A 21,312-nucleotide genomic window follows, 5' to 3' on the forward strand; every position below is an offset into this window, starting at 1 on the left:
CAGGCATGATCAGTTATTACCTGAGACTGGCGTTTATCAGTATGCGGCGCAATCCCGTGCTGAGCAGCCTAATGGTGCTAGCCATCGCACTGGGTATTGGTGCCTGTATGACCACCATCACCGTAAACTACCTAATGTCCAACAATCCCATTAAACACAAAAGTGATGTATTGTTTCACGTGCAGTTAGACAATTGGGGTCCCCATGAAGCTGCGGTAGATCCTAATGATCCGCCCTTTCAGCTAACCTGGACCGATGCCACCAACCTGCAAAAAGCAGAAATGGGCAAACGCCAGGCCGCTATGGCTAAATCTGGCGGTGTAGTGGAACCAGCAGATCCGGATGTTAAGCCATTTCAGGCGGGTTATCGCCTCACTTATGGCGACTTTTTCAGCATGTTTGATGTGCCATTTCTTTATGGTTCTGGTTGGGACAAAGCCGCTGATGAGAGCGCCAGACACGTCGTTGTCCTCACCCGGGAAATCAATGAAACTCTGTTTGGTGGTAAAAACTCAGTTGGTGAGACCGTCACCTTATCTGGTGGAGTATTTACTGTCGTGGGTGTCATTGATGAATGGCACCCTATTCCAAAATTTTACGACCTCAACAACGATAACTTTGGTCGTCCATCAGAACTGTTTATTCCACTGCAACTCAAGCTAAATATGAAACTGCCAAGTTGGGGGAACGTCAATTGCTGGAAGTCTCCAGACGAAGATGGATTTGAGGGCTTTCTGAATTCCGAGTGTGTCAACTTCCAGTTTTGGGTGGAACTCGATAGCCCCGGAGAAAGAACTGACTACGCTCAGTTTTTAGACAACTATGTCAACAGCCAGAAGGAACTGGGACGCTTTCCTCGCCCATTAGACAATCGCTTAAACAATGTGCAGCAATGGCTGGAATACAACGAAGTAGTCGCCGACGATGCCCAAATTATGATGTGGCTGTCGCTAATGTTTTTAGCAGTGTGTTTGCTCAATACCATAGGACTGATGCTGTCTAAGTTCATGGGTAAGTCCAGTGAAATTGGATTGCGCAGAGCGGTGGGTGCCACCAAGAGCGATCTGTTTATTCAACATACCGTTGAAACCGCCTGTATTGGCATAGCGGGTGGACTTTTGGGGCTTGGCTTCTCTTATTTTGGTTTACAGGGTCTCAGAACGCTTTATGGAGAATTTGCTGACAAGCTAACCAGCCTGGATATGAACATGGCGTTGTTGGCCATCATCATCGCGCTGGTTTCAACGATTCTGGCTGGGTTATATCCCACATGGCGCGCCTGTTCTATTGCCCCTGCCAGCCAACTAAAAAGTCAATAAGGAGATTATTATGAAAGCATCTCTGGAACTAGGCCCAATCTTTCGCACCTTGCTGCGCAATAAAATGGGCGCATTACTCATTGCACTACAAATTGCAGTTACCATGACTATAGTGGTTAACGCCATCTTCATTATTGATGAGCGTGAGGCCCTCATGGCCAGAATTAGCGGTGTAGACGAAGCCGACAGTTTTTATGTCAGCAGTAATGGTTTTGCCACCGAGTTTGATAACCGCAACACCATTCAGGAAGATCTGCGTCAGATAAGGGCATTACCTTCTGTGCGCAACGCCACCACCATCAATGCCATTCCAATCAGCGGTGGCGGTTGGTCCATGAGCTTGCAGGTCGAACCCGGTGAGGGCAAAGATGACGTTGCCACCGCCGTTTACATGGTGGATCACCATGGACTTGATACCCTGGATGTGCAGTTGCTGGCAGGACAGAACTTTACTGAACAGGAAATGCGCTATCGCGATGGTACAGAAGAAGGCTGGCCGCAAAATATTATCATCACTGAAGCGCTGGCACAGGATATGTTTCCCGACTCTGACATAAATGAAGTCGTTGGCAAAACCGTCTACATAGATTACAACGAACCTATGCAAATCATTGGTATCATCGATATCTTGCAGGCTCCCTGGATAGGCTGGGAGCAGTTGGAAAACACCATGCTGTCACCTGAATATTTTGCGTTCAACAACTCTACTCGTTATTTCGTCAGAGCGGAGGATGGCATGCGCGATCAGGCCATGAGAGATGTGGAAGAGTATCTTGCCCAGCGCAGCAATGAACGCCTGGTCAGAGGTATGCAATCTTTTGCCGAAGTACGTGAAGACAGTTATGGTTTCCATGCTGCCATGATTAAAATATTGACCATTGTAATGACCACGCTAGTGCTTATTACTGGCATGGGCATCGTAGGCTTGGCCAGTTTTAATGTTAACAAACGCAAAAAGCAAATTGGTACCCGCAGGGCTCTGGGTGCTACTCAGTGGCAAATAATTCGTTATTTTATGCTGGAGAATTTTATGATCACCAGTATCGGTGTCATGGCCGGTGCCGCTTTGAGTATTGGACTCAATATCCTGCTGGTTAATTTTTTCGAGTTAAATCGAATAACCTGGTATTACATTCCTCTGGGCATGGTTTGCCTATGGATGCTGGGACAGCTGGCGGTTTTGGGTCCGGCCAAAAAAGCGGCCAATATTCCTCCGGCCATGGCCACCCGAACGGTTTAAATCTTATGTGTGATCACCCGGCAAGTTGGGTGATCACATTTTCACATTGTGGATTTTCATTCTCATATTGTACATTTACCCATCACTTAATACCTGTACCCGCTCTTATATACTAAAGCACTATGTTTTTCTGAGTTAAAAACCAGGATACTTATGCCAAATTGGCTGACAGTAGTTGGCTGTGACAAATCTCTACTACACTATTAACAAGGCGTTGTGCTGTTTTTTGAAATTAAGGGTGCCACTCAATGACTAAATTTGGCTTAATAATCCTGTTGTTATGTTTAACTCAGACCAGTTTTGCCAATGAAGACCAACCGCCACCGCCGTTAGATCCTGCCTATATGGGAAGCTATAACATGGTTTTAGTCAGCATGGGAACTACCCTGTTCGCCTACCCCATGCCTGGCTATGAAAAGCCCCATAATCAACAATTGCTATACAAAATAAATACCAAAACTCCCCCTGTTCGCTTTCTGGTAAGAGACGCTGATCTGGTCACCGCTAAGACTCAGCCATTTAATCTGCAACGCCTGTTGAGAGGCGAAAAACTAGATGTGGTTATGGATATTTATATGGGACACTTTGATCGCGGCGGCATGAAAGTGCATGAGCAAGCTGTTATATCCTTTGATCAGCAGTTATACCTGAGGACCTTCGATGAAATTAAACCATCCAGCATCAGACAGGTCTACGACAAGGTAAAAGTGGGTACAAACGAATTTATTCTTGTACACAGACTGCAACAGCCTCCCACATTCGATAACCTCATTCTGTTTGACGACATGGTGAGTTGTGTTACTGAGTTTAGTACACCGTCAGCGACACCAACAATTCCACAGTTATTCAGCCGCCTGACCCTTTGCGGTCCGATGAAGCCGCTGTATTACGAAACAGAAGCATATCGATAGAAAGCATTGCAATAAACGAAGGGCCTTAATGGCCCTTTTTATGTTTTGCCCTAAACCACCAACTTCAACAGGTGATTATCACTAATACGGGCTCTGCCCGTAAAGTACCAAAATTTCAACGCTTGATGTTGTTTTGCCGGGGCGCCGGCGACACCTTAAGGAATGCTGCCGAACTACGATTTGGTCCAGTATCAAATTTAAACATGACACCCAAATTTAAACATGACACCCATTTAAACTTTGTTGAATAACCAGTCGTTGTAATGTTCGAAGTCCGGTCAAATCAGGTCCATTCACGAGATAAGGCTAAAGTGCAGCTAAAACTAGAAGATTGGCTGTAGGTTCGAATTCATTCGAACAGCGATGGTTGAATTTGGTAGCGGTGTCTGAATAAATTCAGACCTATAACGGTTTGACTTGAGCTACATGGACGTAGTGAATGCCGATTTTGCAGGAGCAAAAATCGGCCAGTCAAACAACGGTGGTTGATTCAGTTTGCTTTGTCGAACTGAAGTTCTACCTACAGGTGACTAAATGAGCATTCATGGCCCCTTCCTACGCGTCTTCCCATTAATAACTTTTCGGTTAGCAGCCTACTCTCCGCATTTTATTTTCTACTAAATATTTCGATTTTGTTAAATTTTGCATTCAAAACAAGAAATTACAGATTACCACTTGTGGTCTGACCAGTTACATGTTTATACTAATAACGTCAAAAAAAATCACCCTACTATTGTCATTAAAATTTTAAACAGGACACACTAAAATGAGAGATGATATTCGTATTCCTCGTAGTAAAGAGAACGATTACACACCGGAAATGGCGGCAGAGCGACGCAAGTTTATCGAGGCTAAAACGGGTGAACCCATGACGTTAACCGGCCAATACACTATTGATACCGGAGTACTGCCAGGCAATATTGAAAACTTTATTGGTATTTGTCAGATGCCGGTTGGTGTTGCTGGTCCAATGCGCATTAATGGTGAAGACGCCCAGGGCGATTTTTACATCCCTCTCGCTACTACAGAAGGCACCCTGGTTGCCAGTTACTCAAGAGGTATGAGGGTAATCACGGAAAGCGGCGGTGTAACCACTACAGTTGTTGAGCAGTATATGCAACGCGCTCCAGCGTTCCTGTTTGACAATGCCCGCGAAGCCAGAGCATTTGGCGAATGGGTCAAAGAAAATTTTGACAACATCAAAGCAGCGGCTGAAAGCACTACCAGTATTGGTAAGTTAAAGCACATACACCAATGGTCTGTTGCTAAGTCTCGCTATCTGCGTTTTAACTACACTACAGGCGATGCTGCTGGTCAAAACATGGTGGGCAAAGCAACGCTAATGGCGTGTGAATGGATAAAAAGAAACTATCCAGGTGGTGCTAATTATCTGTTATCTGGCAACATGGATACCGATAAAAAACACTCACATCTGAATATGTTACATTCCCGCGGTAAACGGGTTATTGCCGAATTAACAGTGAAAAAAGAAGTGCTACAGGCCATCATGGGTGTTGATACCAAAATGCTTGCTAAAGCAACCGTATTAGCTAATACCGGCGCCTTGATGGCAGGGGCAGCCTACAACGGACCGCACGCCGCCAATGGTATTGCGTCATTGTTTATTGCAACCGGTCAGGACGAAGCTAACGTTGTAGAGTCTCACGCGGGTTTGTTCACCCATGAATTACTAGACAATGGCGATATTTACCTGGCAGTAACACTGCCTTCCCTGATCTGTGCAACCTTCGGTGGCGGCACAGGCCTGCCAACTCAAAGAGAGTGTTTAAACATGTTGGGCTGTGTGGGTAAAGGCAAAGCCAATAAGTTTGCGGAAATTGTGGCCGCAACGGTGCTTGCTGGAGATATTTCTCTGGGATGCGCTGTTATTGCTGGTGATTGGGTGTCTAGTCACGATCAGCTGGGCCGAAATCGCGGCTAATAAGCTTTCAAACAATATACAAAAATGGGCGTATCACAACGCCCATTTTTATTTTATCTAATTAGAGCGTTTTGATCTTTGCGGTACAATTTTGCAGCAAAGGTCAACACGCTCTAGACTTACCAGGGTAAAACTTCACCATTGGCATGCCAAAAGGTGCCTGTGTTATCCAGATTTAGTTCATCCATGCGAGTTACCAAACGTTGCGCGGATTCATCTGCCGGGACTTCTCCCCTGAAGTTAACCATGCCAGTTTGTACATAACCAGGATGAAGAATTGCCACGGCTATGTTGCGGGGCTTGAGATCGTGAGCCAGTGATACTGCTGCAGCATTCAACGCCGCCTTTGACATACGATAGCCATAACGCCCACCGCTGCCATTATCCCCCATAGACCCCATTCGACTGGTAATAACGCCCACTTTGGCATTAGCGTTAAGGTTATCCAACAGTAGATCAGTTAGCACCAAAGGCGCTATAGCATTAACTCTGAACTGCTGCTCAATGGTACTGGCGTCAATATGATTTAAACTTTCATCTCTGAGAATACCGGCATTATGGATCAGAATATCAATACCAACGCCATGCAGAGGATGAATCATTCCTGATAATCCTTCTAAATCGGACAGCTCAACACCATCAATTATGTTGGCGTTGGTGGCTGCCAGCTCATCACTGGATTGGCGACAAATTGCCCATACCTTGCAGCCCCGTGCCAGATATATTCGGGTAAGCTCTAAGCCGATACCGCGATTAGCACCAGTTATCACTACATTTTGCATACTAAACTCCTTGTTATTTAAGTGCTCTTTGTAAGTCTTCAGGTGTATCTATGCCAGGCGGCGGTGTGCTTTTGGCCTGTTCAACATGAATAGCATAACCATGCCACAGCACTCTGAGTTGTTCTAATGACTCAATTTGTTCCAACGGAGATACCGCCAGCTCAATGTATTCTTTAATAAATCCCGCGCTGTAAGCATAAATACCGATATGGCGTTGATAAAAGTCGCCAATATCTTTTATGTCGGATTGTGCGACAGACAGGAAACGGCTACGGTCATAAGGGATTGTGGCCCGGCTGAAATACAATGCATAACCCTTGGCATCTGTTACCACCTTCACCGCATTAGCGTTAAACGATTCTTCCTTATCGGTAATACTCACTGACAAAGTGGCCATTTTGGCTTGTTGATTATTCGCCAAATTTTGTGCCACCTGAACAATATTTTCAGCAGGTATAAAGGGTTCATCCCCCTGTACATTAACGATGATTTCATCGTCAGACAAATTCAGCGTTTGCACAACTTCAGCCAATCGTTCCGTACCACTTTCGTGATCATCACGGGTCATACAAACACGCCCACCAAAACCTTCTACGGCATTTTGGATACGGGCATCATCGGTAGCCACAATCACTTGTCTGGCACCTGCTTGTATGGCTTTTTCATAGACCCATTGCACCATTGGTTTACCCTTAATATCCACCAAAGGTTTACCCGGGAAACGACTAGACTGATATCGAGCGGGAATAATTACAGTAAATTCCATTAGCTGACTCAGGAAATTGAATTGAGATCGTCTAGCGATAAATTGCGGGCTTCAGATTCCAGCATAACCGGAATATTATCCCTAACCGGAAAGGCTAATTTATCGAACTTACAAACCAGCTCTTCTGATTCACGCACATAAATCACTTTCCCTTTACACAAAGGGCACACCAAAATATCGCTCAATTTTGGATCGATAGGCATCATATTATCCTTTCAACAACAGCCTGACGGCTTTAACTACAATTCTTAAGTTTAGTCAAAAAGTCCTGATTAAACTTTTCGGTTAATTTCGCGCTTACCGGCAAATACCACCAGGAATCCTGCGCAAAACCAGCGCATTTCACGGCATCTTTTTCGGTCATCAATACCGTGTTTTTCGGGATATCCGCAGCTTTGTATTGATGATGATCGGGAAATGCCAGAGTATTTTCAAGCTTAATGCCTTTATTCCGCAACAGGTCGAAAAACCGCTTTGGATGACCAATCCCAGCAATAGCCGAAACCGGACCTGTAATCTGATTGAGGGATTTGGTTTGACCTTTAAATTTCACATTAACAAGACGCCCCGGTTCCAGCGACATCAGATATTCGTCTTTTTTTAACTTACCACCATTCAGCACGATGAAATCCACCTGCTGTAGACGCCACTTTCCTTCTCTAAGCGGCCCGGCCGGTAACAACAAACCATTGCCCTGTCGGCGTTGTCCATCAACCACAGCAATTTCGATATCTCTTGCCAAACGATAATGCTGTAAACCGTCGTCACTGATAATGACATTGCACTTGTGTTCACTTACCAGAGTTTCCGCGCCACGCACCCGATTTGGGTCTACAACAACAGGGCAATTAACCCTTTGTCTGATAAACAAAGGTTCATCACCACATTGGGCCGGATCTGAATTGTCCTGCACGGTCATCGGGTAAGATGGCGCTTTGCCACCATAACCCCTGGAGACAATACCCGGTCTGTAACCTTGTTGCTTCAGGAAATTACTGAGATAAATTACCAGCGGCGTTTTTCCATTGCCGCCGACATTGATATTACCCACCACCACAACCGGAACACCGATTTTATGACTTGTCAGAATATCGCTGGCATAGGCTTTTCTTCTTAAAGTACTAATCAGCCAAAACAACAAACTAAATGGTAATAACAATAAGGACCAACTAAAGGGTCTGTACCAAGATGCTTGTAAATTACTCATTAAGCACCTTCGGCAAATTGCATTCTGTGTAATTGGGCATACATGCCATTGTTTTCAAGTAACTCTTTATGCTTGCCTTGCTCAACTATTTCACCTTTGTTGATCACCAAAATTTGATCTGCATTTTCAATGGTGGACAAACGGTGAGCCACGACAATACTGGTGCGTTCTTTTTGCAAGGTTTCCAGAGCTTCCTGAATGTAGCGCTCTGATTCGGTATCCAGTGCAGAGGTGGCCTCATCCAATATCAAAATAGGCGCGTCTTTTAGCACGGCTCGGGCAATAGCAATACGTTGTCTCTGGCCACCAGACAGCATCAGGCCATTTTCCCCCACAAAGGTATCCAGACCGCGCTCAAGCTGTTCAGCAAATTCCAGAACATGTGCCACCTTTGCTGCGTTTTCGATTTGTTCCCGAGAAACTACACCTTCCATGCCATAAGCAATATTGTTGGCAATCGTATCGTTAAACAGGGTTACCTGTTGTGATACCACTGCAATTTGATTTCTTAATGCCCGCAACTCGATATCAGACAAAGAAATGCCATCTAATGTAATTTCGCCAGACTGTGGCTGATAAAAACGTGTAAGCAGGTTTGATATGGTAGATTTACCGCTCCCCGAACGCCCTACCAGTGCAACACTTTCACCTTTGGGAACCTGAAACGAAATGTGCTTAAGCACTTGCTCCCCTTGTGGATCATAGGCGAAACACACGTCGTTGAATGCGATGTGCCCCTCTACTCTGTCGGGTTGTTTTAGGCCGGTATTTTCTTCTTCATGCTGATCCAGTACGGCAAAGATGCTTTCACACGCCGCCATCCCTTTTTGAAACTCACTGTTAACTGTGGTGAGTTGTTTAAGAGGTTTTAACAGCATCGTCATACTGACGACCACAGAAGTAAACACACCGGCGGTTAGGTTTTCCACCATGCCAGGCATACTGGAAATAAACAGCACCACAGCCAGAGCAATCGAAGCGATTACCTGAATGCTGGAAACCGACAATATTCGCGACACCACTAGTTTCATGTTCTGTTGTCGGTTGTGATTATTTCTGTCCTGAAATCTATTTTCTTCTTTTTCCTGACCATCAAACATCAGAACCACCTTGTGGCCTTTTAGTACTTGCTCTACAGAGGTGGTCAGGTTACCCATAGATTTCTGTATGTTTTTGCTCACTATGCGAAACCGCTTACTCACATAAGCCACAATAAGTGCAACTACAGGGCCAATTACCAAAAAGGCCAGACTCAATTGCCAGGATTTATAAAACATAATGGCCAACAAGCCCAGCACCAAAGCGCCTTCTCTCACCAGGGTCAACAACGCTTTACCGGCAGCCACTGACACCTGCTCAGTATCGTAAATAACCTTGGATATGAGTTGCCCAGTGGAATGTTGATCGTGAAATGAAACCGGCAAATGCACAAAGCGGGAAAACAGTTCCTGACGCATTTGCATCACCACCATGTTGCCAATCCAGGACAAGGTGTAGGTTCCCATAAAATTAAATACGCCACGCAAAATGAAAAGCGGCACGATAAGGTAAGCAGCAAGACGCAAATAATTCAGGTCTCCCTGTACCAGGCTCTTATCGATGGCGTGTTCCAGTTGGGAGATCACAAAAACATCGATCAATGAATAACCAATCATTCCTGTAATGGCAGCGACAAATGGTAACTTAAAGCGCTTCAAATAAACGCAAAAACGAGCAAATACGGCTCCGGTATATTCAGTTTGATTCATTAAATAATTTCAGTGTAAAACAAGGTAAAGCGTAAGCTTTTGAATTTTGTACGGATAACAGTCCTTAGTTTAGCCGTTCGACAATCAAATTACAGCAATTATAGGTTCAATCGCGTAAATACCACCTGGGCTGTATGTCATTGCGCCAGGATAATACCTGAAGTACTTCCTCTTTGTGGAAGCGCACAGAGATTTGTCCCGACTCTGCTGTATTGTAATGACGGGCAGATACCTTTTGGTAGCGCTTCGTTACTACTTCGGCAGGCATTCCCCAGCGATTCATATAGCCAGTAGATGACACTACATATTGGGGCGAAACGGCCAAAACAAAAGCACCAGATGAAGAAGATTTGCTGCCGTGATGTGGAGCCACGAGTACGTCTGCACGTAAATCAATTTCACCATTTTTATGCCACTCGGCCAGTAACACTTCTACTTTAGCTTCGATATCTCCGGGCAATAGCAGTCGATGCCGTCCATCATCCAGCATAATTACGCAAGACTGATTATTATCTTCGACTAACAAAGCCGGATAATTATAATCGGGCCATAACACTTCAAACTTAATGCCTTGCCAGTGCCATAACATCCCCCGTTGACAATCTCCTTTGGCCACAGAAAGCTCGGAGACTTGCAAATCATTTAAGATTGCCTCCAAACCGCCAATATGGTCATTGTCAGCATGGCTGATAATCAATTTATCAATTCGGTGGATTTTTGCCTTTCTCAATACCGGAAGGATAACGGCATCGGCCATGGTGAATCCATCCGGATAACTGGCCGCGGTATCGTATAAAACAGCCCTGTCATTGCTCCGCAGCAATACCGCCAAGCCATTACCAACATCAAGCACATCAGCCTGCCAATAGTCAGGTTTGGCTTTTTTAAACTCAGTGCAAAATGGCAAAATAAAAAGCAAATACAGGGGCTTAGGAAGGATGCCTTCAGGTATCATCAATGCCAGAATAAATAACAACAGGAACGCCGCAGAAACTCCGGATACCAGATGCAAGTCGACCCAGGCCGTTGAGAAGCCAGCGATGCCTCTGAGCAAGAATTCACTGCTGGCAAACATTTCCAAAGTAAAAGAGAGTAATTCAGACGCAAAAGGCAGGCCTAAAAACGTTGCGACAGTGGTCAATAAACTGGCAGGCAGCAAAACAAAAGTGACAAATGGAATGGCAATCAAATTTATAAGCGGCGCAATAGTACTTAAACCATTGAATTGCCACAACAACCCCGGCAGCATCAGGACACTAATCCCTAACTGTAATTTGACAAAGTAAATGAACTTTGCCTTAAACCCTTGATTGTTTAAGGGATAACGCCAAAACAAAAACCAGAGTACCATTATGGCGGAAAAGCTCAGCCAGAAACTCAGACTAAAAAGGCTTCCAGGAAACAACAGAATAAACATTGCCAGACTGAACAAAATAAATCGCCTGGTTTGCCAGTGACTACCGCTAATTACCAGCCCCCAAGCCAACAGTAACATTAGCCAGGCCCTCATGGTTGGTACAGCAAAATCAGCAAGCGACAAATAAAAAAAACTGAAGATCAGGCTGGCAGTGAGCCCAACAACCCGCAAATTAGTAAGAAAAAAACGAGCAAATGTAGCATTCCAAAGCAAACACAATAAACAGCTGAACAGATAGCTCCACAATGCAATCATCCCCAGGTGCATGCCTGAAATGGCCACCAGGTGGGCGGTACCGGTTTGTTGTAACAACTCCCAATCACCGGGCTCCAATAAGCCTCGATAACCGATGGCTAAAGCTAACAGCCAACGCACTTCTGGTTTACTAAATTCTACCAGCTTGTCGGCGATACTTTGTCTTATAGAGGATTGCCCGCGCAATACTTTGTTGTGGTCTGAATTTTTTACATACCCTGTGACCGCTATGTTTTCGGCAAACAACCAGGTTTGATAGTTGAACCCCGCTTCATTGCTCAAGCCCCATCGAGGTTTTAGTTTCACTTGCAATTGTACTTGTTGCCCATCCTTTAAAATCATCGATGGTTGTAACCAGCTGAGACGAGCTTTAGAGTGAAATGGCTCAATTTGTGATTCTTCGGGATTGTCAGAAAAATTAATATGGCTGATATGCAGATCGAATTTTAGCTTTTCCTGCGCCACTAAAACTGACCCAATCTCACCGATTACAGTAACGGGTTGTAAAAATAGTGCCGGTTTGGGTTGCGCAGAGTTTACCCAATGGCCTAAACTCAGCATCCAGAAAATACCGAAACAGCAACCGGACAAGAGCGCGGATTTTCTCAATAATACCAACCCCAGTATCAGCAACAGTACTGTGGTCCACAAAGGCAATAGTGTGGGCCAAAGTAATGCAGAAACACTGGCAGTAATAAAAGAGAAAAGAAACCTGTCCATAGTATTGTATAATTCTCATTGTGTAGCAGCATCCCACTGCATAAGTCGTAACATATATGCCAAAAAAGTTAATCAGACGATTTTTACCCGATCACCAATCCATCAAAGAGCAAAAGGCTCTGAAAGTGTTTGGCAAGCTGTTGCACGATGCAAATCTATGGCATTTAAATCGCAAATCCGCCTGTGGCGCTTTCGGGATTGGTCTGTTTTTCGCCTTTTGGCCGGTACCCTTTCAAATGTGGCTGGCAGCTGCTTTATCTATTCCCTTAAGAGTTAATCTGCCGGTATCAGTTGCCACCGTCTGGATAACCAATCCATTCACTATGCCTCCTATATTTTACGGGGCTTACAAAGTTGGGACTTTTATTATTGGGACACCGGCTAGCAAATTTGAGTTTGAACCCAGTTGGGAATGGGTAGTGAACAGTATGGAAACCATCGGCCCGGCGTTTTTATTAGGTTGCTTAGTTTGTGCTGTCGTGTTTGGACTTATTGGTTACTTTGGACTTAACTACGTCTGGCGCTTTTCAGTTAAAAAGGCCTGGCAACAACGTCAATTAGCCCGTCGTCAAAAGCAAGCGGCCTCCTGACACCGCAATTGAACCACGTTTTACAAAACTCCACTCAGTAACTGAACCACATTCAGAATCTTTCTGTCACGCTTAAAACCCACACATTGTCGACAATGAAAGCCAATTCGATTTGACTATTAACCAAATTACCCTAAAATTGTCGACATTGTTCATCTGACGCTTGCACGTTTCACATGTTTACATCTTCTTCAGCGCCGGTTACTACGGCAGACAAGACCTTTTTAAGTATTCGCAACGATATTGTAGAAGGTGTTATCGCAGCAGGCTCAAAGCTCAGTGAAACTGAATTGTCGACAAGATACAGTGTCAGCCGTGCTGTGATCAGAGAAGCCATTAATCGTCTGGAAGCCAATCACCTTATCGAGCGTAAAGCCAATGTCGGCGCTAAGGTAGTTACCCTGTCTTCTGAAGGTTTATCGGAACTCTATCAAATCCGGGAATCTCTGGAAGGCATGGCTGCAAGATTAGCTGCGCGCAATATGACAGATGAAGAGATTGTCAGCCTGAATGAACTTTTGAAGAGTCATTTCGATAAAGTAAAAACCGGCGAACGTTATTATCAGGAAGCCGGTGATCTGGATTTTCACTACCGCATTATTATTGGTAGTAAAAACAAGCAGCTTATCAGCCTGCTCAGCAACGGTATTTATCACCTGGTCAGAATGTACCGGGTACAACTGGGCATGGCAGGCCCACGTGTAACCACTGCGTATGACGAGCACAAACACATTATTCAGGCCATCAGTCACCGTGACGAAGAATTAGCTGAGATTCTGATGCGCCGCCATATTGATTATTCAAGACAAAATATTGCTAAAAAACTTTCCAACCTAAACCCTACAGGAGCCCAATCATGAGTGCAGGAAAAAAATTCAGACAAGCTCTGGCTGAGAACAAGCCTTTGCAAATCGTGGGTACGATTAATGCCTACAGTGCCATCATGGCCAAAAAGATCGGCCACCAAGCCATTTACCTTTCCGGTGGCGGTGTCGCTAACGCCTCTTACGGTCTACCTGATTTGGGTATGACTTCATTAAACGATGTTATTGCTGATGTTCAGCGCATAACAGCAGCCTGTGATTTACCACTTCTGGTGGATATTGATACTGGCTGGGGTGGCGCATTTAATATTGCAAAAACCATCAAAGATATGGAAAAAGCCGGTGCAGCGGCTGTACACATGGAAGATCAGGTAGCGCAAAAACGCTGTGGTCACCGCCCCAATAAAGAAATTGTCAGCACGGCAGAAATGGTAGATCGCATCAAAGCGGCAGTTGATGCCCGTACAGATCCTGACTTTTTCATCATGGCCCGTACCGACGCATTTGCACAGGAAGGCCTTGAAGCAGCAATTGCCCGTGCTAAAGCCTATGTTGCTGCCGGAGCAGATGGCATTTTCGCTGAAGCAGTACAAACAGAAGAACACTATCGCGCCTTCGCTGAAGCGTTGGACGTGCCTATTTTGGCGAACATCACCGAGTTTGGAAAAACCGAACTGTGGAACAAGGAACAGTTGGGCGAATGGGGAGCCGATATGGTGTTGTATCCGCTAAGTGCCTTCCGCGCCATGAACAAGGCAGCGGAATTAGTGTACACCTCGATTCTGCAAAACGGTGATCAGAAAGCCGTCGTCGACCAAATGCAAACCCGTATGGATTTATACGATTATCTGGGCTACCACGAGTACGAACAAAAATTAGATGCCCTGTTTGCTGAAGGCAAAAACAAATAAAACAGTTTTAATAACATATCAAATGTCGGGCGATTGCCCGACAATAAATCCAATTAACGACTAAAATTACAATACCCTATTTTAAGGAGACCCTCCGATGGCAAAAGTACTAAGTGGCGCTGGATTGCGTGGACAAGTAGCAGGTAAAACCGCACTTTCAACCGTAGGTAAAAGCGGCTCGGGTTTGACCTACCGTGGTTACGATGTAAAAGACCTGGCGAACCAATGCCAGTTTGAAGAAGTGGCTCACCTGATTTTGAAAGGTCACCTGCCAAATCAAAGCGAGTTAAGCGAATATAAAACCAAACTAAAAGCCATGCGTGGTCTGCCTCAGGCGCTAAAAGAAGTATTGGAGCGCATTCCTGCTGACGCTCACCCGATGGATGTTTTGCGCACCGGTTGCTCCATGTTGGGTAATCTGGAAGGTGAAACCAACTTCGACATGCAACAGCAAGTTACAGACCGGATGTTAGCCTGTTTCCCAAGCATCATGTGTTACTGGTATCGCTTTTCTCACGACGGCGTACGCATTGACGTGGAAACTGATGATGACTCTATCGGTGCACACTTCCTGCACATGTTGCACGGTAAAAAACCAGCAGAGTTGCACGAGCAGGTTATGCACGTTTCTTTGATCCTATATGCAGAGCACGAATTTAATGCTTCAACTTTTACCGCTCGTGTTTGTGCATCTACCCTGTCTGATATGCACTCTTGTGTGACCGGCGCTATCGGCTCATTACGTGGTCCTCTGCACGGTGGTGCCAATGAAGCAGCGATGGAAATGATCGAAGGCTTTAACTCTGCCGACCATGCCGAAGAAGAAATGATGGGCAAATTAGCCCGCAAAGAAAAGATCATGGGATTTGGTCACGCCATTTACTCAGAGTCGGATCCTCGCAACGAGATCATCAAATTATGGTCTGAGAAATTAGCCAAAGAAGTGGGTGACGACGTCTTGTATCCGGTTTCTGTGCGTTGTGAAGAAGTCATGTGGCGCGAGAAAAAGCTATTTTGTAACGCCGATTTCTTCCACGCATCTGCTTACAACTTCATGGGTATTCCCACTAAATTGTTTACCCCAATTTTCGTGATGTCTCGCCTGACAGGCTGGGCTGCTCACGTTATGGAGCAGCGCGCGGATAACCGAATTATTCGTCCTTCTGCAGAATATACTGGCGAAGAATTGCGTCCGGTTCCGCCAATTGCTGAACGGTAAGTCTTGCTCCGGGAGGACATGCCTCCCTTTACGCCTCTTATCGCAAACTCAATTTAGGTAGAATGAAGATGAACTTTGATTACCGCAAACCGCTTCCGGGCAGCAAACTGGATTATTTTGATACCCGTGCCGCGGTAGAATCCATTAAAGCCGGAAGCTACGACAAACTCCCCTACACTTCCAAAGTACTGGCGGAAAACCTGGTGCGCCGCTGTACGCCAGAAAACCTGACGGCTTCTTTAACACAAATTATCGAACGTAAACGCGAACTGGACTTTCCATGGTTTCCGGCCCGCGTTGTTTGCCATGATATTTTAGGCCAAACCGCACTAGTAGATTTAGCTGGTCTGAGAGACGCCATAGCTGAACAAGGTGGCGATCCGGCCAAAGTAAACCCGGTAGTGCCGACGCAATTGATTGTGGATCATTCACTCGCAGTTGAGCATGCTGGTTTTGAAGCTGATGCCTTCGAAAAAAACCGCGCAATCGAAGAGCGCCGTAACGAAGACCGATTCCACTTTATCAACTGGACCAAAACTGCCTTCAAAAACGTGGATGTTATCCCGCCTGGCAACGGTATCATGCACCAGATTAACCTTGAGCGTATGTCTCCGGTTATTCAGGCCAGAGATGGTGTCGCGTTTCCTGATACATTAGTAGGCACCGATAGTCACACCCCACATGTTGATGCACTGGGTGTTATTGCCATTGGTGTAGGTGGTTTAGAAGCAGAAAATGTGATGCTGGGCCGTGCCTCTTACATGCGTTTACCAGACATTGTAGGTGTTGAACTCACTGGCAAACCGCAACCGGGCATCACAGCCACTGACATCGTACTCGCGCTGACTGAATTTTTGCGTAAAGAACGTGTTGTATCCGCTTATCTGGAATTCTTTGGTGAAGGCGCAAGCCACCTGACCCTTGGCGATAGAGCGACCATTTCCAATATGACCCCGGAATACGGCGCTACAGCAGCAATGTTTTACATTGATCAGCAAACCATCGACTATTTAAAACTAACCGGTCGCGACGACGAACAGGTGCAACTGGTTGAAAACTATGCCAAAACCACCGGTTTGTGGGCCGATGAGATGGTCAATGCTGAATACGAGCGAGTGCTTAAATTTGATCTTTCGTCAGTTGGACGCAATATGGCAGGACCTTCCAATCCGCATCGTCGTGTAGCCACTTCGGATCTTGCCAGCCAGGGTATTGCCGGCGTTGTAGAAAATGAAACGGATAAGATGCCTGATGGCGCGGTGATCATTGCTGCAATTACCAGTTGTACCAACACCAGTAATCCGCGCAACGTAATCGCTGCAGGCTTATTGGCACGAAATGCCAATGCTAAAGGACTGATGAGAAAACCCTGGGTTAAATCTTCACTGGCACCCGGATCTAAGGCGGTAAAACTGTACCTTGAAGAAGCCAACTTATTGCCTGAACTGGAGCAATTAGGCTTTGGTGTTGTTGCTTTTGCCTGTACTACTTGCAATGGCATGAGCGGTGCGCTAGATCCAAAAATTCAGCAAGAAATTATCGATCGTGACCTTTATGCAACGGCTGTTTTGTCAGGTAACCGTAATTTTGATGGTCGAATTCACCCCTACGCCAAGCAGGCCTTTCTGGCATCACCACCGTTAGTAGTGGCCTACGCCATTGCCGGAACAATACGTTTCGATATCGAAAAGGATGTGCTTGGGCATGATCAGCAAGGTAATCCAGTTACGCTTAAAGACCTTTGGCCAAGCGATGAAGAAATAGACGCCATTGTTGCTTCCAGCGTTAAACCTGAGCATTTCCGTCAGGTTTATGATCCCATGTTTGAACTGAGTGTCGACTATGGTGAGAAAACTGAGCCGCTCTATAACTGGCGTCCTCAGAGTACCTATATCCGCCGTCCGCCCTATTGGGAAGGTGCACTGGCAGGAGAGCGCACTATGACTGGTATGCGTCCATTGGCAGTATTAGGCGATAACATCACTACCGATCACTTGTCTCCTTCTAACGCCATTATGGCGGATAGTGCCGCCGGTGAGTATCTGGCCAAAATGGGCTTACCCGAAGAAGACTTTAACTCTTATGCTACTCACCGAGGCGATCACCTGACCGCGCAAAGAGCCACGTTTGCCAATCCAAAACTATTTAACGAGATGGTGGTGGAAGACGGTAAGGTCAAACAGGGTTCACTCGCCAGGATAGAGCCAGAAGGTAAAATTACCCGCATGTGGGAAGCAATCGAAACCTACATGGAACGCAAACAACCGCTGATCATCATCGCTGGGGCTGACTATGGCCAAGGTTCTTCCCGAGATTGGGCGGCTAAAGGCGTCCGTCTGGCAGGCGTTGAAGTGATTGTTGCAGAAGGCTTTGAGCGCATACATCGTACTAACCTGATTGGTATGGGTGTTTTGCCACTGGAATTCCAACCAGGGACGACACGCATTACGCTGGGTATTGACGGTACCGAAACCTTTGACGTCAAAGGCGACAAAGCACCTGGAGCAACTCTCACCCTGGTAATTAATCGCGCCAATGGGGTGAAAGTTGAAGTCCCTGTAACCTGTCGTCTGGATACTGCAGAAGAAGTCTCAATTTATGATGCAGGTGGCGTATTACAGCGCTTCGCCAAAGACTTTTTAGCCTCTGAAGGCGCAGCCTGAGAAATTAAAATATTAAAGCGGCACTCTGTGTCGCTTTTCTTTTGAAGGTTTTTTATGACTCAATTTAAACCCCAAATTAAAATTCCAGCGACCTACATGCGTGGCGGGACAAGTAAAGGTGTGTTCTTTAATTTATTGGACCTGCCTGAATACGCACAGGTGGCAGGAGAAGCCAGAGACAAGCTGTTATTGCGCGTCATAGGTAGCCCCGATCCTTATGCAAAACACACAGATGGCATGGGCGGTGCCACTTCCAGCACCAGCAAAACCGTTATTCTGAGCAAAAGTGAAAAACCAGAGCACGATGTAGATTATTTGTTTGGCCAGGTGGCCATTGATAAACCTTTTATCGACTGGTCTGGTAATTGCGGGAATCTAACCGCCGCTGTTGGCGCATTCGCAATTAACAACAATTTGGTAAGCAAAGACCGTATACCAGAAAATGGTATTGCTGTAGTGCGCATCTGGCAGGTGAACATCCAGAAAACCATTATCGCTCACATACCCATTACAAATGGTGAAGTTCAGGAAACCGGTGATTTTGAACTGGACGGTGTGACCTTCCCAGCGGCAGAAGTAAAAGTTGAATTTCTGGATCCTGCTGATGCTGATGGAGACATGTTTCCAACCGGCAACCTGGTAGACGAATTAACTGTTCCCACTGAGCTGGTTTCTTCCGGAAAGTTACAAGCTACCTTGTTCAATGCTGGCATACCTACAGTGTTTGTCAGAGCAGAAGATATTGGTTACAGCGGTTGTGAGCTGCAGGATGATATCAACTCAGATCCCAGTGCTCTGGCGCGCTTTGAATCCTTGCGAGCTATCGGGGCAGTAAAAATGGGCCTGATAACTGATATCTCTGAAGCAGCAGCCAGACAACATACGCCTAAAATCGCCTTTGTAGCGCCACCGAAAGACTACATTGCCAGCAGCGGCAAAGCAGTAGCTAAACAGGATATTGACTTAAACGTCAGAGCCTTGTCCATGGGCAAACTACATCACGCCATGATGGGCACTGCTGCGGTTGCCATAGCCACTGCAGCTGCAATTCAGGGAACCCTGGTGAATGACGCTGCCGGTGGCCTTGAGCGAGAAGAAGTGACCTTCGGGCATCCATCAGGGACGCTAAAAGTAGGAGCAAAAGCCACTAATACAAATGGTAAATGGCTGGCCGACAAGGCCATTATGAGCCGTAGTGCCAGAGTGTTAATGGAAGGCTGGGTGCGCGTGCCTGAGTAAGTTACGTTTTAAAACAGTAACTTCAAACTGATATAAGAAGGCGTCTAGCCCGCTTCCAATATAAAAATTGTGTCGGGTGCTGACGCCGGTTAAAGAAGAAAGTGCCCCCTTTGAACCCCCAACGTTCCTTGACACGAGAACTCATGTCGTATCTTAAAATATTCGACGTTGATACTGCCAGATCTACCTATTCAGCAAGCCCTATCACCAGGCAGAATACACAAACAACCCGTCATAAATTTAGTGAATAGCCTGTATTAGCAAATTAAACAGGTGTTTTGATGGCTTCGTGTTAGGCTGGGGCTATAAGAATTAAGGAGTGCATTACCCTATGGCAATTTCACATTTTTATCCTCCGCGCAGAACCTTAATGGGTCCCGGCCCTTCTGATGTCAGCCCTCAGGTTTTGGCGGCATTGGCTAAACCGACCATTGGACATCTTGATCCGCTTTTTATCGGTTTAATGGAAGAAACCAAATCCCTGTTACAATACGCTTTTCAGACCCAGAACGAATTTACCATTGCGGTATCAGCACCGGGCTCTGCCGGTATGGAAACCTGCTTCGTAAATTTAGTGGAGCCAGGTGATAAAGTCATTGTTTGCATTAATGGCGTCTTTGGTCAGCGAATGAAAGAAAATGTCATCCGCTGTGGAGGTGAAGCCATTACCGTTGAACAGGAATGGGGCCGAGCAGTAGATCCTCAAGCTGTGGAAGACTGTTTAAAAAGTCATGCCGATGCAAAGTTTCTGGCATTTGTTCATGCCGAAACCTCAACCGGTGCGTTATCTGATGCCAAAACTCTGTGCCAACTGGCTCAAAAATATGACTGTTTAAGCATTGTGGATGCTGTTACTTCATTGGGCGGTGTTGAACTGAGAGTGGATGACTGGGGTATAGACGCAATTTATTCAGGCAGCCAAAAGTGCCTGTCCTGTGTACCTGGAATTTCACCGGTAAGCTTAAGCGAAAAAGCAGTAACTAAGATCAAAAACCGTAAATCTCCCGTACAAAGCTGGTTCCTGGATCAAACTCTGGTGATGGGCTACTGGTCTGGTGAAGGTAAACGCAGCTACCACCATACAGCCCCGGTAAATTCGATTTATGCCTTACATGAGTCGCTATTACTGTTACAACAGGAAACGCTGGACTCTGCCTGGCAACGCCACGCTGACCAACACGAAGTATTGAAAGCCGGATTATTGGATTTAGGACTGGAGTTTGTGGTACCCAAGGAAGAGCGACTACCCCAGCTAAACACGGTGCGAATTCCCCAAGGAGTGGATGATGCACAGGTTCGAAAATACCTGTTAGAAGAATTTAATCTGGAAATTGGCGCAGGCCTGGGAGCCTTTGCTGGTAACGCATGGCGTATCGGTTTAATGGGTTACGCTGCCAGAAGCGAAAACGTACAACTTTGTTTAGCAGCTTTAAAACAAGCCTTAAATTAAAACAGTTCCCACCAAGGGGTGAATTCAAATTGATGCAGCCCCTTTTTTATTGCCTTAGAAAAATCTCCCCTTAATGTGATTGTTACCATTTCTGTTCCTATACTGTAAT

At 45.8% G+C, this 21,312-nt stretch carries 17 protein-coding genes; 11 read left to right on the forward strand and 6 right to left on the reverse strand.

All coding sequences use genetic code 11. The features are described from left to right. The first annotated feature begins 5 nt into the window (after positions 1–5). The 4 genes from ACXAD8_RS04870 to ACXAD8_RS04885 all read left to right on the forward strand — a co-directional run bounded on the left by ACXAD8_RS04870 (position 6) and on the right by ACXAD8_RS04885 (position 5,412). Positions 6–1,319 carry an ABC transporter permease gene (locus tag ACXAD8_RS04870; RefSeq protein WP_475225594.1) on the forward strand — a complete coding sequence of 438 codons (1,314 nt, stop codon included), beginning with the start codon at positions 6–8 and terminating at the stop codon, positions 1,317–1,319. 10 nt (positions 1,320–1,329) lie between these two features. Continuing rightward, a complete protein-coding gene (locus ACXAD8_RS04875) occupies positions 1,330–2,559 on the forward strand; it encodes an ABC transporter permease (protein WP_475225597.1) in 1,230 nt (409 codons plus the stop codon). A 248-nt stretch (positions 2,560–2,807) separates the two neighbouring features. Further along, positions 2,808–3,470 (forward strand): hypothetical protein, encoded by a 663-nt coding sequence (locus ACXAD8_RS04880; RefSeq protein ID WP_475225599.1) that lies wholly within the window; start codon positions 2,808–2,810, stop codon positions 3,468–3,470. 766 nt (positions 3,471–4,236) lie between these two features. Then, the gene (locus tag ACXAD8_RS04885) at positions 4,237–5,412 is read left to right on the forward strand and encodes a hydroxymethylglutaryl-CoA reductase (RefSeq protein ID WP_475225601.1); all 1,176 of its coding nucleotides are present in this window, start codon (positions 4,237–4,239) and stop codon (positions 5,410–5,412) included. 119 nt (positions 5,413–5,531) lie between these two features. Here the strand turns inward: ACXAD8_RS04885 and ACXAD8_RS04890 are convergent, their stop codons facing one another. From ACXAD8_RS04890 to ACXAD8_RS04915, 6 genes are all read right to left on the reverse strand, one after another. Next, positions 5,532–6,194, reverse strand: a complete 663-nt coding sequence (locus tag ACXAD8_RS04890) for an SDR family oxidoreductase (protein WP_475225604.1) — start codon at positions 6,192–6,194, stop codon at positions 5,532–5,534. Positions 6,195–6,207: 13 nt separating this feature from the next. Further along, positions 6,208–6,960 carry a 3-deoxy-manno-octulosonate cytidylyltransferase gene (kdsB, locus tag ACXAD8_RS04895; protein ID WP_475225606.1) on the reverse strand — a complete coding sequence of 251 codons (753 nt, stop codon included), beginning with the start codon at positions 6,958–6,960 and terminating at the stop codon, positions 6,208–6,210. An 8-nt stretch (positions 6,961–6,968) separates the two neighbouring features. Then, a complete protein-coding gene (locus tag ACXAD8_RS04900; protein WP_475225607.1) occupies positions 6,969–7,166 on the reverse strand; it encodes a Trm112 family protein in 198 nt (65 codons plus the stop codon). Positions 7,167–7,195: 29 nt separating this feature from the next. Continuing rightward, positions 7,196–8,167, reverse strand: a complete 972-nt coding sequence (gene lpxK / locus ACXAD8_RS04905) for a tetraacyldisaccharide 4'-kinase (RefSeq protein ID WP_475225610.1) — start codon at positions 8,165–8,167, stop codon at positions 7,196–7,198. Further along, positions 8,167–9,915, reverse strand: coding sequence for a lipid A export permease/ATP-binding protein MsbA (gene msbA, locus ACXAD8_RS04910; RefSeq protein ID WP_475225612.1), 1,749 nt, complete (start codon positions 9,913–9,915; stop codon positions 8,167–8,169). Before msbA ends, lpxK begins: the two co-directional genes overlap by 1 nt. Before the next feature lie 106 nt (positions 9,916–10,021). Next, entirely contained in the window at positions 10,022–12,307 is a 2,286-nt protein-coding gene (locus ACXAD8_RS04915; protein ID WP_475225614.1) for a DNA internalization-related competence protein ComEC/Rec2, read from the reverse strand. A gap of 56 nt (positions 12,308–12,363) precedes the next feature. Here ACXAD8_RS04915 and ACXAD8_RS04920 point away from each other — a divergent pair, with 56 nt between their 5' ends. The 7 genes from ACXAD8_RS04920 to ACXAD8_RS04950 all read left to right on the forward strand — a co-directional run bounded on the left by ACXAD8_RS04920 (position 12,364) and on the right by ACXAD8_RS04950 (position 21,203). Next, positions 12,364–12,897, forward strand: coding sequence for a DUF2062 domain-containing protein (locus ACXAD8_RS04920; RefSeq protein WP_475225617.1), 534 nt, complete (start codon positions 12,364–12,366; stop codon positions 12,895–12,897). Positions 12,898–13,073: 176 nt separating this feature from the next. Next, positions 13,074–13,757 carry a GntR family transcriptional regulator gene (locus tag ACXAD8_RS04925; RefSeq protein ID WP_475225619.1) on the forward strand — a complete coding sequence of 228 codons (684 nt, stop codon included), beginning with the start codon at positions 13,074–13,076 and terminating at the stop codon, positions 13,755–13,757. Continuing rightward, complete coding sequence (gene prpB, locus ACXAD8_RS04930; protein ID WP_475225621.1) at positions 13,754–14,632, forward strand: methylisocitrate lyase; 879 nt, start codon at positions 13,754–13,756, stop codon at positions 14,630–14,632. Before ACXAD8_RS04925 ends, prpB begins: the two co-directional genes overlap by 4 nt. 97 nt (positions 14,633–14,729) lie before the next feature. Continuing rightward, the gene (gene prpC / locus ACXAD8_RS04935) at positions 14,730–15,851 is read left to right on the forward strand and encodes a bifunctional 2-methylcitrate synthase/citrate synthase (protein ID WP_475225624.1); all 1,122 of its coding nucleotides are present in this window, start codon (positions 14,730–14,732) and stop codon (positions 15,849–15,851) included. Positions 15,852–15,919: 68 nt separating this feature from the next. Then, positions 15,920–18,514: a Fe/S-dependent 2-methylisocitrate dehydratase AcnD gene (acnD, locus tag ACXAD8_RS04940; protein WP_475225626.1), complete on the forward strand. Its 2,595-nt coding sequence runs from the start codon at positions 15,920–15,922 to the stop codon at positions 18,512–18,514. Between the two features lie 54 nt (positions 18,515–18,568). Then, positions 18,569–19,753 (forward strand): 2-methylaconitate cis-trans isomerase PrpF, encoded by a 1,185-nt coding sequence (gene prpF, locus ACXAD8_RS04945; protein WP_475225628.1) that lies wholly within the window; start codon positions 18,569–18,571, stop codon positions 19,751–19,753. A 331-nt stretch (positions 19,754–20,084) separates the two neighbouring features. Beyond that, complete coding sequence (locus ACXAD8_RS04950; RefSeq protein WP_475225631.1) at positions 20,085–21,203, forward strand: pyridoxal-phosphate-dependent aminotransferase family protein; 1,119 nt, start codon at positions 20,085–20,087, stop codon at positions 21,201–21,203. Positions 21,204–21,312: the final 109 nt, after the last annotated feature.

It is taken from the genome of Planctobacterium sp. AWH2_060, from assembly GCF_056158425.1.

Bases quoted from the DNA above. Each gene is read 5' to 3' on its own strand.
- ACXAD8_RS04875 (WP_475225597.1), top strand. From the start codon at position 1,330: ATGAAAGCATCTCTGGAACTAGGCCCAATCTTTCGCACCTTGCTGCGC.
- ACXAD8_RS04890 (WP_475225604.1), bottom strand. From the start codon at position 6,194: ATGCAAAATGTAGTGATAACTGGTGCTAATCGCGGTATCGGCTTAGAG.
- ACXAD8_RS04900 (WP_475225607.1), bottom strand. From the start codon at position 7,166: ATGATGCCTATCGATCCAAAATTGAGCGATATTTTGGTGTGCCCTTTG.
- prpC (WP_475225624.1), top strand. From the start codon at position 14,730: ATGGCAAAAGTACTAAGTGGCGCTGGATTGCGTGGACAAGTAGCAGGT.
- ACXAD8_RS04950 (WP_475225631.1), top strand. From the start codon at position 20,085: ATGGCAATTTCACATTTTTATCCTCCGCGCAGAACCTTAATGGGTCCC.
- prpF (WP_475225628.1), top strand. From the start codon at position 18,569: ATGACTCAATTTAAACCCCAAATTAAAATTCCAGCGACCTACATGCGT.
- ACXAD8_RS04925 (WP_475225619.1), top strand. From the start codon at position 13,074: ATGTTTACATCTTCTTCAGCGCCGGTTACTACGGCAGACAAGACCTTT.
- ACXAD8_RS04880 (WP_475225599.1), top strand. From the start codon at position 2,808: ATGACTAAATTTGGCTTAATAATCCTGTTGTTATGTTTAACTCAGACC.
- kdsB (WP_475225606.1), bottom strand. From the start codon at position 6,960: ATGGAATTTACTGTAATTATTCCCGCTCGATATCAGTCTAGTCGTTTC.
- msbA (WP_475225612.1), bottom strand. From the start codon at position 9,915: ATGAATCAAACTGAATATACCGGAGCCGTATTTGCTCGTTTTTGCGTT.
- prpB (WP_475225621.1), top strand. From the start codon at position 13,754: ATGAGTGCAGGAAAAAAATTCAGACAAGCTCTGGCTGAGAACAAGCCT.
- ACXAD8_RS04870 (WP_475225594.1), top strand. From the start codon at position 6: ATGATCAGTTATTACCTGAGACTGGCGTTTATCAGTATGCGGCGCAAT.
- ACXAD8_RS04920 (WP_475225617.1), top strand. From the start codon at position 12,364: ATGCCAAAAAAGTTAATCAGACGATTTTTACCCGATCACCAATCCATC.
- ACXAD8_RS04885 (WP_475225601.1), top strand. From the start codon at position 4,237: ATGAGAGATGATATTCGTATTCCTCGTAGTAAAGAGAACGATTACACA.
- ACXAD8_RS04915 (WP_475225614.1), bottom strand. From the start codon at position 12,307: ATGGACAGGTTTCTTTTCTCTTTTATTACTGCCAGTGTTTCTGCATTA.
- lpxK (WP_475225610.1), bottom strand. From the start codon at position 8,167: ATGAGTAATTTACAAGCATCTTGGTACAGACCCTTTAGTTGGTCCTTA.
- acnD (WP_475225626.1), top strand. From the start codon at position 15,920: ATGAACTTTGATTACCGCAAACCGCTTCCGGGCAGCAAACTGGATTAT.